Source organism: Streptomyces finlayi, from assembly GCF_014216315.1.
GTDB lineage: Bacteria > Actinomycetota > Actinomycetes > Streptomycetales > Streptomycetaceae > Streptomyces > Streptomyces finlayi_A.
Genome location: NZ_CP045702.1, coordinates 7,349,817 through 7,361,321, shown reverse-complemented (window position 1 = coordinate 7,361,321; position 11,505 = coordinate 7,349,817). Strand labels below are relative to the sequence as shown.

At 69.5% G+C, this 11,505-nt stretch carries 11 protein-coding genes and 4 pseudogenes; 8 read left to right on the top strand and 7 right to left on the bottom strand.

Annotated features, from left to right (window positions below):
- Window positions 1-42: 42 nt before the first annotated feature.
- The 5 genes and pseudogenes from F0344_RS33840 to F0344_RS36960 form a co-directional block, all read right to left on the bottom strand.
- The gene (locus tag F0344_RS33840) at window positions 43-1,074 is read right to left on the bottom strand and encodes a TolB family protein (protein WP_185302390.1); all 1,032 of its coding nucleotides are present in this window, start codon (window positions 1,072-1,074) and stop codon (window positions 43-45) included.
- Window positions 1,071-2,378 carry an MFS transporter gene (locus tag F0344_RS33835; RefSeq protein WP_185302389.1) on the bottom strand — a complete coding sequence of 436 codons (1,308 nt, stop codon included), beginning with the start codon at window positions 2,376-2,378 and terminating at the stop codon, window positions 1,071-1,073. Before F0344_RS33835 ends, F0344_RS33840 begins: the two co-directional genes overlap by 4 nt.
- Before the next feature lie 165 nt (window positions 2,379-2,543).
- Window positions 2,544-3,857 carry a discoidin domain-containing protein gene (locus F0344_RS36350; protein WP_258050326.1) on the bottom strand — a complete coding sequence of 438 codons (1,314 nt, stop codon included), beginning with the start codon at window positions 3,855-3,857 and terminating at the stop codon, window positions 2,544-2,546.
- Window positions 3,834-4,685 (bottom strand): annotated as a pseudogene (locus F0344_RS36345) (chitosanase); the annotation flags it as partial. The gene F0344_RS36350 and the pseudogene F0344_RS36345, both read right to left, overlap by 24 nt.
- Before the next feature lie 371 nt (window positions 4,686-5,056).
- Entirely contained in the window at window positions 5,057-5,284 is a 228-nt protein-coding gene (locus F0344_RS36960; protein ID WP_258050211.1) for a substrate-binding domain-containing protein, read from the bottom strand.
- Between the two features lie 694 nt (window positions 5,285-5,978).
- Here F0344_RS36960 and F0344_RS33820 point away from each other — a divergent pair.
- Entirely contained in the window at window positions 5,979-6,683 is a 705-nt protein-coding gene (locus tag F0344_RS33820) for a hypothetical protein (protein WP_258050210.1), read from the top strand.
- Window positions 6,684-6,819: 136 nt separating this feature from the next.
- Here the strand turns inward: F0344_RS33820 and F0344_RS33815 are convergent, their stop codons facing one another.
- Window positions 6,820-7,011, bottom strand: coding sequence for a hypothetical protein (locus F0344_RS33815; protein WP_185302387.1), 192 nt, complete (start codon window positions 7,009-7,011; stop codon window positions 6,820-6,822).
- 116 nt (window positions 7,012-7,127) lie between these two features.
- On the opposite strand from F0344_RS33815, the pseudogene F0344_RS33810 reads away from it, so the two are divergent.
- The 6 genes and pseudogenes from F0344_RS33810 to F0344_RS33785 all read left to right on the top strand — a co-directional run.
- Window positions 7,128-7,353 (top strand): annotated as a pseudogene (locus tag F0344_RS33810) (GNAT family N-acetyltransferase); the annotation flags it as partial.
- Window positions 7,354-7,646: 293 nt separating this feature from the next.
- Window positions 7,647-8,078 (top strand): VOC family protein, encoded by a 432-nt coding sequence (locus F0344_RS33805; RefSeq protein ID WP_185302386.1) that lies wholly within the window; start codon window positions 7,647-7,649, stop codon window positions 8,076-8,078.
- Between the two features lie 87 nt (window positions 8,079-8,165).
- Window positions 8,166-8,768: a gamma carbonic anhydrase family protein gene (locus tag F0344_RS33800; RefSeq protein WP_185302385.1), complete on the top strand. Its 603-nt coding sequence runs from the start codon at window positions 8,166-8,168 to the stop codon at window positions 8,766-8,768.
- A gap of 136 nt (window positions 8,769-8,904) precedes the next feature.
- Window positions 8,905-9,336: an NfeD family protein gene (locus F0344_RS33795; RefSeq protein WP_185302384.1), complete on the top strand. Its 432-nt coding sequence runs from the start codon at window positions 8,905-8,907 to the stop codon at window positions 9,334-9,336.
- A 2-nt stretch (window positions 9,337-9,338) separates the two neighbouring features.
- Entirely contained in the window at window positions 9,339-10,379 is a 1,041-nt protein-coding gene (locus F0344_RS33790) for an SPFH domain-containing protein (RefSeq protein WP_185302383.1), read from the top strand.
- Between the two features lie 78 nt (window positions 10,380-10,457).
- Window positions 10,458-10,904, top strand: a complete 447-nt coding sequence (locus F0344_RS33785) for a hypothetical protein (RefSeq protein ID WP_185302382.1) — start codon at window positions 10,458-10,460, stop codon at window positions 10,902-10,904.
- Here F0344_RS33785 and F0344_RS36335 read toward each other — a convergent pair.
- Window positions 10,863-11,338: pseudogene (locus tag F0344_RS36335) on the bottom strand (SMP-30/gluconolactonase/LRE family protein); the annotation flags it as partial. The gene F0344_RS33785 and the pseudogene F0344_RS36335 overlap by 42 nt on opposite strands.
- On the opposite strand from F0344_RS36335, the pseudogene F0344_RS36330 reads away from it, so the two are divergent.
- Window positions 11,334-11,471, top strand: a pseudogene (locus tag F0344_RS36330) (Lrp/AsnC ligand binding domain-containing protein); the annotation flags it as partial. The pseudogenes F0344_RS36335 and F0344_RS36330 overlap by 5 nt on opposite strands.
- Between the last annotated feature and the right edge of the window lie 34 nt (window positions 11,472-11,505).

Below are 11,505 nucleotides of genomic sequence, written 5' to 3'. Positions count from 1 at the left end.
AGAACGGCCGCCGCGGGGGGCTCCATCGCTCGTCGCCCCCGGTCATCCGCCTCCCTGGACCATGGAAGGTGACGACGCGTCACTCAGGAGCAGCCTCGGTCCGGTGGCCGGTGCGTCGGCGGGGACGGTCCAGATGTCCGAGGTGCCCTTCGCCCGCCCCGGGAGGGAGTACGCGAGGGTCGAGTCGTCCAGCCACGCCGCCTGGTCGTCGACGCTGCGGGTCTCGGCGAGGGGCGTCTCCCGCATCGTCCCCAGGTCCAGGACGTGCAGTCGCCACGGGTCCTGGGTGCCCTTGCGGACCCTCTTCTTGAAGGCGATCCGGGTGCCGTCGGGAGACAGGGAGGGGCACTCGGCGTTCCGGCGGAGCGTGCGCGCCTTCCACGTCCTCATGTCGCCCTCGACGAGGTAGGTCTTCCCCTTGGTGGCCACCGTCGCGTAGAAGCGGTTGTCGTCGTCGGCGAAGGTGATGCCCCAGTAGTTCACGTCCGGCGCGTGGTAGCGCCTGCCCTCGATGTACAGCTGGAGGGTCTCCACGTTCTTCACCAGGTAGCCGGTCCGGGTGTCGAGGATGCCGCTCCTCGTCGAGAACGACGACGAGGCGTACGAGTCGCCGCTGACGAACAGTGTCCAGGCGACCATCCGGCCCGACGGGGAGACCCGCGCACGGTTGGGAATGCCTCCGACGACGACCGTCTCGCGGGTGTCCAGTTCGCGGTCGAGGACGGTCACCTTCGTCTTCTGTGAGAGGCCTGGGTGGTTCGCGATGCAGACGGCCGACCCTCCGCTCGCGTAGAAGCGGTTGCACGACAGTCCGGTTTTCCTGCTCCGCGCCCCGTCGGCCGTCTCCGTGCCGGAGGGGCTGTACGGAGTCGAGAGCACGTTGCCCTTCCGTGACGCGTGGTAGAGGCCGGGCGCCTTGTCGAGCGTGAGGCCCGGAGCGGCTGCTGAGGCCGCTGGCCGGCCGTCGCCGTCGGCCGCCGCGACCGTGTAGCCGACGGCGACGGCCGCCAGTACGGCGGTGGCCGCCGTGAGGGCGGTGATCCGCGCGCGCAGGGAGAGAGGGGGCAGGCTCATGAGGGCTCCGGAACGGTGACGGGTGCGGGGTCGGCGGGCGTGGGTGCGGCGGGCAGGAGTACGCGGGCGAGGACGAGGGCGGCGCCGAGGGCGGCTGCGGCCAGGACGAGCGCGGTGTCCATGCCCCATACCGTCCAGACGGCTCCGAACCCGACGGACGCCAGCAGCCGGCCCACCCCCTGGCCGGTCTGCAGCAGTGCCATCCCGCCCGCGCGCCGGTCCGCCGGCACGACCGGGCCTCCGAGCGCCATCAGGACCCCGTCGGTCGCGGCGTAGAACGCACCGTGCAGGACGAGCACCAGGACGGTGAGGGGCCATCCGGCCACCGGTGAGAACAGCGTGAGGTACACCCCGAGCAGGGCTACGTGCCCCAGCAGGTACGGGGTGCGGCGGCCGATCCGGTCGGCGGCCCGGCCGAGGGGTACGGCGAGCAGGAGGTAGACCGCGGCGCTGCCGAGTGGCAGCAGCGGGAAGAACTCCACGTCGAGGGCGAGCCGCTTCTGCAGGACCAGGTAGAGGAATCCGTCGCCCACGCCTGCCAGGCCGAGCAGGGTGGCGGTGCAGAGGATCCGGCGGAAGGCCGGGACGTGGAAGAGCCGCAGGGTCTGCCTGAGCGTGGCCGCGGCCGTGCCCGGGGGGCGGGCCGGCGCGGCCGCGCGGCCGGGGACGAACGCGAACAGGATCAGCACACCGAGCAGGCCGAAGCAGAAACTGACGACGAAGACGGCGTCGTAGGCGTCGACGGTCGCCCACAGGATGGCGAAGGCGACGAGTGGTCCGAGCATGGCGCCCGTGGTGTCCATCGCCCGGTGCACACCGAAGGCGCGGCCGAGGTCCCGCTCGTCGCAGTTCAGTGAGATCAGGGCGTCGCGGGGTGCCGTCCGTACGCCTTTGCCGACCCGGTCGGCCGCGAGGGCGGCGGACAGGGCGGGGGTGGAGCTGCCCGCGAGCAGCAGGCCGAGTTTACAGAGGGTGGACAGCGCGTAGCCGCTTCCGGCGACGAGCCGGTGGCGCTGCCAGCGGTCGGCGGCGTGCCCGCCGGCGAGTCTGACGAACGCGGTGACACCGTTGTAGAGGCCGTCGAGGAAGCCGAACTGGAGCGGGCTGAGTCCCAGGCCGAGGACGAGGTAGAGGGGCAGTACGGCGGTGACCATCTCGGACGAGATGTCGGTGACGAGGCTGACCGCGCCGAGCGCGACGACCGTGCCGGTGAGGCGCCTCCGGCCGGCGGGCCGTGCGGGTGAGGGGGTCCGGGTGGGGGCTGGCCCGTCCGGTGGACGGGCTCTGCCGACGGCGAGGTACATACACGCTCCTGGTACGCGGTGCCCGGAGCTCCGGTTGCACAACCGGAGCTCCGGGCGCCTTCGCCGGCCGGACGTGGACCGGCCGCCGCGGCACGGCAGCCGGTCCACGACGGACGGTGTGGGGTCGGCGACAGGTGTGGGGTCGGCGACAGGCTGGTGTGGGGCTCAGTGACAGCTGTACGTCGGGCCGGTGTCCAGGACCGTTCCGTCGGTGCCGACGAACTTCGAGGTGAAGCTCGTGTCGGTGAAGTCGAGCTGCATCACACCGAACTTGTCCCAGATGCGCTTCTGGCTGTTCTTCTGCACGGTGTCGCCCTGGCCGTACAGGTCCTTGCCGCCCATACCGCCGAGGACCTCGACGATGCCGTTGGGGTCTGCCTGACCGTCCGGGCGCTGGGGGGCGAAGCGCTCGTAGTGGTGGTCGTGGCCGCTCAGCACCAGTTCGGTGCCCGCCGCCTGCAGCATGGACCAGATCGGCTTGCTCACGGGGTCGTTGCCGTGGCTTCCGGAGCTGAACAGCGGGTGGTGGAAGTAGGCGGCCACGCACTTCTTGCTGTTCTTGGCGAGGTCGGCCTTCAGCCAGTCGAGCTGTTCGCGCTCGTCGAACCGGTTGGAGTTGAGAGCGACGAAGTGCCAGTTGCCGTAGTCGTAGCTGTACCACATCTTGCCCTGGGGAGTGGCGCGGTCACCGAAGTACTGCCGGTAGGCGACCTCGTCCTGGTTGTCCCAGTCGTCGTACGCCTCGTGGTTGCCGGGCACGGGGTGGGTCTTGTCCTTGAACTGGCCCCAGGACTTGTCGTAGTAGTTGCGGAAGTCCTCGATGTGGGCGTCGTCGTACTGGTTGTCTCCCATGGTGATGTAGAAGGCCGGGTTGATCGCCATGGCGCGTGCGGCGGTCTTGAAGTGCTGGCATCCGGGGTCGCTCTGGTTGCACTGGTCGGCGATGTCACCGGCGCCGACCACGGTGAACGCGCCGTTGGCGGGCGGGTCGGTCGGGTCGGGTGTGGTGCCCCCGACGCTGCCGTACACCTCGGCCTCCCACAGGGAGTAGCCCCACGCGGTGCCGCGTGCGGTGCCGTACACCCGCAGGTACCGGCCCTTGCCGGACAGCCCGGTCCAGGTGTCGGTGCCACCGTTGCCCGCGGTCTCCGCAGCGAGTCGGGTCCAGTCGGTGCCGTTCGCCGAGATCTCCAGCCGGTACTGCTTCGCGTACGCGGCCTCCCATTTCAGCTCGACGCGGGAGACGGACGCCCCTTCACCGAGGTCGATGCGGAGCCACTGCGGGTCCGCTCCCTCGGCGCTGGCCCAGCGGGTGGTCGCGACGCCGTCGACGGCTTTGCCGGGCGTCAGGGCGGAGTCCTCGGATGATGAGGCGGTGGCGGGCCTGCCTCGCGATATCAGCGCCTCGGCACCGGGCGGGTCCGTCGGCCCCGGGCCGGGCTTCGGGTCGGTGTCGATGCGGAAGTCCTCGCCGTACACGGCCCAGGCGAGTGGGGTGTTGAGGTCGAGGTTGCCGTTCCTCAGGAAGACGCGCTGGGCGGTGTCGACGCGGCTGGTGTCCTCGTGCGCGGCCTCCTTCTTCATCTCCACGACGCGGGCGTCGAGGAAGGCGTCGAGGTACTGGGTCTCGTTGCCGCCCTCGGCCGGCGTACGGGCGTCGTTCCTGGCCTCGGCGCGGATGCTCTCGAAGCCCGACTGACCGTGCATGACGATGGCGTCGTAGTAGGCGAACTGGCCGAGCACCCGCAGTCCGTCGCTCTTGGCCTGTACGACCGAGGGGCCGAAGTAGACGCGGTCGCGCTCGTGTTCCTGGGCCGCCTGGAACTCGGGGGTGGCGGCGGCCTGTTCCCAGGCGGTCGTGAAGCCGGGGTCGAGGCCCTCGTGGGAGTCGCTTCCGTCGACCGCGCGGAGGGCGGGGAGGTACTTGGCCAGCGGGTTGCCCGGCACCTTGCCCGTGTAGTACTCGACGAGTTCGAGCATGTCGTGCGTACCGGAGCAGAAGCCGATGATGCCGGCGGTGTAGCCGCGGCCGTCGCCGATGTCCTCGATGTAGTCGAACTGCTCGCGCCACTGGAGCGACGAGTTCTCGGCCGTCGAGACGATCTGCATGGCGATTTCCTTCTTCACCGGATCGTCGAGGCCGGACGCCTCGGCAGCCTGCCCGGTGTTGAGGACGACCACCGCGGGGATCGCGGCCAGCGCCATGGCCAGGGCGATCCGGACGCCGGTGCGCCGGCGGCGGTGTGCGGGGCGGGGTGGTCGTTCCGAACGGGAAATGCGCCGGGAAATGCGGTGCGGCATACGCATGCGCATGTGGTTCTCCGATCTCTTGCGATGTGCCGGACGCCGAACGCACAGGAGCGTCGTGGAGGGGCGTACGGACACAGCTCAGCCGGGGAGGTCAGCTCTGTTAGGAAAGTTTCCTTTCCATTGGGCCGCGTCCATTGGAGCGTGCCGCACACCTCCCCGCAAGAGTCCTGACAGCAGTAATCCGAAGCAGGGCAGCAGTCGTTGACCGGTTCGCACGTACGTGCGGGGACCGGTTGCGGTGGCCTCACGCCGACATGGAGGTACTGCGTCCGGTTCCGGCGCGGGCCAGCCGTACGCCGTGGATCGGGGAGGGCGGAAAACTCAGTCGCCCGCGGACAGGGGGGCCGGGCCCGTGCTGGCGCGCACGATCAGCCCGACCGGGACGATCGAGTCGACGCCGCTCCCCCGTCCCCCCGGAGTTCCCGCAACAGCAGGTCGAGCGCGCGCCGGCCCGTCTCCGCGAAGTCGTTGTGGACGGTCGTCAACGGCGGCAGGAGGTAAGGGGCTTCGGGGATGTCGTCGTAGCCGACGACACTGACGTCGTCGGGCACCCGTCGTCCCGCTTCCTGCAGTGCCCGCAGAACTCCCAGCGCCATGTGGTCGTTGGAGGCGAATACGGCGGTGACGTCCGGCCGGGACGCCAGTTGCCGGCCGAGGGGTTCTCGTTGAGGACTCTGGAGACGGTCTGCCTGGAGGCACCCGCGAGCCGGGCGACATCGTCCATATCCGGTTGGTGAACAGCCCCGTGGAGTCGGCTTGGACGGGGGCGAACACCTGAGGCGGGAGGTCCCAGCGCAACCCAGCATCTCGAACTCTCGCGGCCCCGTCCCCCCGCCGTGCCGCTCGTCGGCCTGTGCGTGGCCAGGAGCAACGTACCTGTGAGCGCGCGGACTTGTCATAGGTGTTCCTTGTCGGGCGAGGAAGCGTTCAACGGGACGCGGCGTTGGGGGCAGGTGCTCGACGACCCATGGGCGGGCCCCCATGACCGACAGCGGTGCCGCGGAGTCAGTCAGCTGCCGATCACCAGCACGCACAACCGATCCGTATCGGCACGGACGCAGAGAGTGATGGTCGTGGGTCGTATGAAGGTGCTGCGCCGACGTTTCGCGAAGGGTCTTTCTCCTGCTTCCCAAGGCTTCGCAAACGGTCCCGCTGCAAAGCGAGTTGGAGGGCCGAGCCGGGCCACTATGCCGCCCGTACGAGTGCTGGACGTGCGTGACGGTAACCACGGGCCGTCCAACATGGGTAGCATCCGGCAGCAATCCCCCTATACAAGGAGTGTGAACTACCGTGGCCGACCGGCTGGAAGACATCGACCTCAAGAGCGTGCAGAGCACGTACGCGGAGCGTTTCGCCGCCGATCTGGTGGCCAACCGCTCGGAGCAGGGTGAAGTCACCGCGCAGATCGCGCAGTTGCAGACCCGGTTGGAGCAGCTCAAGAAGGACGAGGGCTGGCTCGCCGGCATGCAGGGCTCGCTGCCGACCGCGGCACCCACCGCACCGGCGGCCGCTTCCGACGAGAGCGCGGACCCCGCTCCCACGACCGGGACGAAGCCGGACGCCAAGGCCGTCCCGCAGCCGCGCTCGGCGAAGGGCACCCGCGCGAAGTCGGCGCAGCCGAAGACCGCCCAGCCCAAGGCCGCCGCGAAGAGCACCGCGCGCAAGTCGGCCAAGAAGGCGTCCGGCGAGAGCACCGTCGCGAAGAAGGTCGCGGAGGAAGCCGCCCCGAAGACCGCCGAGGCGCCGCTGCACCAGCTTCTCCGTGAGTTCCTGCCCGCGGGAGAGCCGCGCCTGGTGCGTGAGGTGCACGCGGACCTGGAGAAGGTGTACCCGGACCGCAAGACTTCTGCTCAGGTCGTGCGCAACAGCCTGGAAACCCTGGTCAAGCGGGGTGTCATCAGCAAGGCGATCCAGAAGGGATCGGCCATGTACACGGCTCCCAAGCCGGACACCGAGGCCCGGGCGACGGACGTCGAAGTATCCGCGAAAGCCTGACGTCTGAAGGACACATCATGGCGCGGGGGCGAGCAGCACGGAGGACGGCGCACGGAAGTCGATACGCCGGGACGCAGGGAGTGTTCGACTCGTCGGTGTCCTCCACGTTCTCCCCGATGACCTGACGGCCCCGCACTCACACGTCGTCCAGCGCCGCCGCCCGCTGCTGGAGGGCCCGGATCAACGTGGCGACCTCGGGACGGTCACGCCGGAGGCCGATCACCGCGACACCGATGTGCGGGGTCGGAGCCTGCGGCTCGATGGCGACGGTGCGCAGGCCCGGCACCTCCGGCGCCAACGCGATGGAGGGGATCAGCGAGATGCCCACACCCGCGGCGACGAGCTACCGGGCATCATCAAAACCTGCGCGACCGACTACATCGGCTGGTACTCGTACTCAAGGGTGTCGCCACCACCAGGGGCGTGCAGGTCATGGACCTGCGTGACATCTGTGTCCTCCCCGACCATCAGGGGCGGGGTCTTGGGAAGAGAACCATGGCCGAGCTGATCGGCGAGCTGGAGCGCCGGGCTCCGGCCGGCGCCTATGTCTCCCTTTTCCCCGACGGCGATGCCCGGCATCTCTACGAGAAGTTCGGGCTTCCGGGAGACCGCACCGGCCTCGGTGGGGATGCACAGGCCGTCGCCCTCGGTGCCGTACGGCTGGCCGTAGCCACCACTCCCGAAGATGCCCGTCCGCCGCCCCGGGATCACACGGCGCGCGGTCGAGGAGTTGCGGCGGGAGGTGAGTCTCCCCGGCCCGTCCACGGACCGTGAACGCGGACGCCGGGCGGCGGCTGAAGCACACTCGTCGTATGCGGACGAACCGGCGGTGCAACCGGACGAACCGGCGACGTACGGGAATGAACCGGCGGCGGTCCGGTGGTTCGGCGTGCGGGACCACTCCCGCGTGCGAGACGGTGGATCCGTTCTGCAGGTGCTGTGGCCTTTCCTAGGAGGATTTCCATGAACTGGACTCTCGAGGTCGTTCCGCTCCCCGTCACCGACATGGACCGGGCGAAGGAGTTCTACGCGAACAAGGCCGGATTCACGGTCGACCTCGACGACGAGGTGGCCCCGGGCATGCGCATCATCCAGATGACCCCGCCCGGCTCCCGGTGTTCCCTCGCGATGATCGAGGGAATGCCCTCGGCCCCCGGCATGAAGGAGATGGCCCCCGGCACATTGCAGGGCCTCCAGCTCTGTGTCACCGATATCGAGGCGGCCCGTGCGGAGCTGACGGGCCGCGGGGTGGACGTCTCCCCCGTCCGCCACGTCGGTGCCACGGGATGGGAGGACGGCAAGGGCGAGACCTGGAACTCGTTCATGTCCTTCGAGGACCCGGACGGCAACGGCTGGGTGGTCCAGGAGGCCCCGTCCGAACTGTCGGAACGTTGAGCGGTATCCGACCGGGCGGAGCCGCACCGGCCGGGCCCGGCGGGACGAGGCGCCGCGTCCGTACCCTGGGCCCGGCATGATCGGGCCATGCTGATCACTCATGAAGGCTTGTCCCCGACCGTCCACCCCACCGCTTACGTCGCTCCGACCGCCACCCTCTGCGGGGATGTGCGGGTGGGGCCGGGGTGCCGTGTCCTGTTCGGGGCGGTGCTCACCGCCGAGGGCGGACCGGTGGAGGTGGGCGAGGGCAGCATCGTGATGGAGAACGCGGTCCTGCGCGGCACTCGTCGCGATCCACTGGCACTGGGTCGGAAGGTCCTGGTCGGCCCCACGTCCTACCTGACCGGCTGCCAGGTCGAGAACGAGGTCTTCCTCGCCACCGGCAGCCGTGTGTTCAACGGAGCACGGATCGGGACCCGGTCGGAAGTACGGATCAACGGCATCGTGCACCTGCGCACCGTGCTGCCCGCCGATTCGATGGTCCCGATCGGCTGGGTCGCCGTCGGCGATCCCGTGCGCATCCTCCCGCCGGACGACCACGCCGCGATCTGGTCGGTGCAAAAGGATCTGGACTTCCCCGGCTACGTGTTCGGCCTGGACCGCCCCGCCGACGGCGAGAGCCTGATGCCGGCCCTCTCCGAACGCTTCGGCCGGGCCCTCGGGCGCCACGGCAACGACCAGGAGATCTGAGCGATCGCCCGGAGCCCGTCTCGCTCCCAGGCCGTCGGCCGTCCTACCAGGCCGCCGACGGTCAGATTGGGTAAAATTAGACTAACGGGCTGCCAGTCCTCGCAGCGCGCACCCCACAGTCGAGAGGGGGCTGCTCATGGATCCGTGGCTGATCTGGCTGATCGTCGCAGCGGTACTGGCCGTCGCGGAGATCCTCACGCTCACCGCCGCGCTCGGCATGCTGGGTGTGGCGGCGCTGGTCACGGCCGGATTCGCCGGGGTCGGGCTTCCGCTGCCCCTCCAGTTCGTGGTGTTCACCATCGCGTCCACGGCCGGCCTGCTGTTCCTGCGCCCCCTGGCGCTGCGCCACATCCTCAAGCCCCAGGCGGAGCGGTTCGGCGTCGACGCCCTGATCGGCAGCTCCGCCCATGTCGTCTCCGAGGTGACGGGCGCGGGTGGCAGGGTGCGCATCGGCGGCGAGGAATGGACGGCCCGCGCCTATGACGAGACGTTGGTGATTCCCGCGGGAACGACTGTCGACGTCATAGAGATCAGCGGCGCGACCGCGCTCGTCTACCCCCGGGAGTGACCGTGGAAGTCTCGGCTTTCCTCATCGCCGGCCTGATCGTCGCCGTCATCGCGGTCTTCACCGTGCTGCGAGCGGTACGCATCGTGCCCCAGGCACGCGCGCGCAACGTCGAGCGGCTCGGCCGCTACCACCGCACCCTGCAACCCGGACTCAACGTCGTCGTCCCGTACATCGACCGCGTCTATCCTCCGATCGACCTGCGCGAACAGGTCGTTTCCTTCAAGCCGCAGCCGGTCATCACGGAGGACAACCTCGTCGTCGAGATCGACACCGTCATCTACTTCCAGGTCACCGACCCACGGGCCGCCGCGTACGAGATCGCGAACTTCCTCCAGGCGGTCGAGCAGCTCACCGTCACCACGCTGCGCAACGTCGTCGGATCGATGGACCTGGAGAAGACCCTCACCTCCCGCGACACCATCAACAACCAGCTCCGGGGCGTGCTGGACGAAGCGACCGGCAAATGGGGACTACGGGTCAACCGGGTGGAGATCAAGGCCATCGACCCCCCGCAGTCGATCAAGGACGCGATGGAGAAGCAGATGCGGGCCGAGCGGGACAAGCGGGCCGCGATTCTCGGCGCCGAGGGACAGCGCCAGGCCCAGATCCTCACCGCCGAGGGCGACAAGCAGTCCGCGGTGCTGCGGGCCGAGGGCAACCGTACCGCCGAGATCCTCAAGGCCGAGGGCCAGTCCCGGGCCATCGACGAGGTCTTCCAGGCCGTGCACCGCAACGATCCCGACCCGAAACTGCTCGCCTACCAGTACCTCCAGACACTGCCCCAGCTCGCACAGGGCGAGGGCAGCACGTTCTGGGTGATTCCGAGCGAGGTCACCTCCGCGCTCCAGGGCATCTCGCGGGCCTTCGGCGAGGCGCTGCCCCAGTCGCCGGCCACTCGGGAGAGGACCCACGACGACAAGGCCGCCGTCGATGCCGCCGGCGACACGGTGCAGGCCGCCGAGGCCGCTGCCGAGGCCCTCGCCGACGCGGCCAAGGCCGGTAGTGCCGCCTCCGGCACTCGCCCCCCGGCGGGGCCTCGCTGACGGCGGGGTGCGCGTTGCCGGCCGTGCGACCGGCGTACGACAGGGGATGTGGCAACTCGCATATGGCAGGCTCGCTCGATGACTGCGAACGACAACCGCCGCCCGACGGAGTACATACGCTTCCAGGCCGTCGCCCCGAACGAGCGGGGCCACTTCACCGGAGTGTTCGGCCTGGTCAACAATCTCGGCCGCAGCGGCCGGCTCAGTGCCGCCGAAGAACACTTCCGACTTCTCGCCAACAAATGGTTCGACGAGGCTTACCCCGATCCGTCGACGGTTGACCCGACGGTCTACGACCCGGCCGTGAACCCCGGCGCCGCCGCCTGGTTCAAAGAGACGGCGACACACCTCCTCGAACGTGTCGACGGATACCTGGACGTGCTCCGTACCCACGGCATCGCCTGCGAGACGCTGCGCTCGGCCGCTCCCGGGCGTGTCGTATACGAGGACGACGTCCAGATCGTCGTCGTGCCGCACCTCCGGTCAGCGGACCCGTGGCAGCCCTGTCACTGCCATCACCAGTGAGTACAGCGAGGTGGTCGCCGTGATGAAGAGCCGGTTGTTCCTGAGTCCGCCGAAGGCGAGGTTGGAGACCGGCTCGGGCCCATGCAGTCTGCCGATGAGGGTGCCGTCCGGGTCGTAGCAGTGCACGCCGTCGTCGAACGCCGCGGCCCACAGCCGCCCGTCCTCGTCCAGCCGGATGTTGTCGAACCCGCCCTCGGCTCGGCGAAAACCCTGTCCCCGGACAGGCTGCCGCCCTCGCGCACATCGAAGACGCGGATCCGGCGGGCCCCCGTGTCAGCGACGTACAACTGCCGTTCGTCCGAGGAGAAGACCAGGCCGTTCGGCCCCTTGAAACCGTCCGCGACGCGGCGCACCTCACCGCGTACCGGATCGATCCGGTACACGTCGCAGGTGCCGAGTTCGCGCTCCGCACGATGCCCCTCGTAGTCGCTGGTGAAGGTGCGCACGGCCACGACCGAGGAGTTGCAGCAGGTCCTGCGGCGGCTGTACGCCGTCGACGGCGTCAGCGGCACGCATGCGACCGTCGCCCTGGAGACCCTCTTCGAGAGGCCGGTCTCCGTCCGCTGAGCTTGGGAGTACGTCTTCGGCGTAGGCCAGGGAG

Bases quoted from the DNA above. Each gene is read 5' to 3' on its own strand.
- F0344_RS33785 (WP_185302382.1), top strand. From the start codon at position 10,458: ATGACTGCGAACGACAACCGCCGCCCGACGGAGTACATACGCTTCCAG.
- F0344_RS33805 (WP_185302386.1), top strand. From the start codon at position 7,647: ATGAACTGGACTCTCGAGGTCGTTCCGCTCCCCGTCACCGACATGGAC.
- F0344_RS33800 (WP_185302385.1), top strand. From the start codon at position 8,166: ATGCTGATCACTCATGAAGGCTTGTCCCCGACCGTCCACCCCACCGCT.
- F0344_RS33835 (WP_185302389.1), bottom strand. From the start codon at position 2,378: ATGTACCTCGCCGTCGGCAGAGCCCGTCCACCGGACGGGCCAGCCCCC.
- F0344_RS33840 (WP_185302390.1), bottom strand. From the start codon at position 1,074: ATGAGCCTGCCCCCTCTCTCCCTGCGCGCGCGGATCACCGCCCTCACG.
- F0344_RS36960 (WP_258050211.1), bottom strand. From the start codon at position 5,284: ATGGCGCTGGGAGTTCTGCGGGCACTGCAGGAAGCGGGACGACGGGTG.
- F0344_RS33795 (WP_185302384.1), top strand. From the start codon at position 8,905: ATGGATCCGTGGCTGATCTGGCTGATCGTCGCAGCGGTACTGGCCGTC.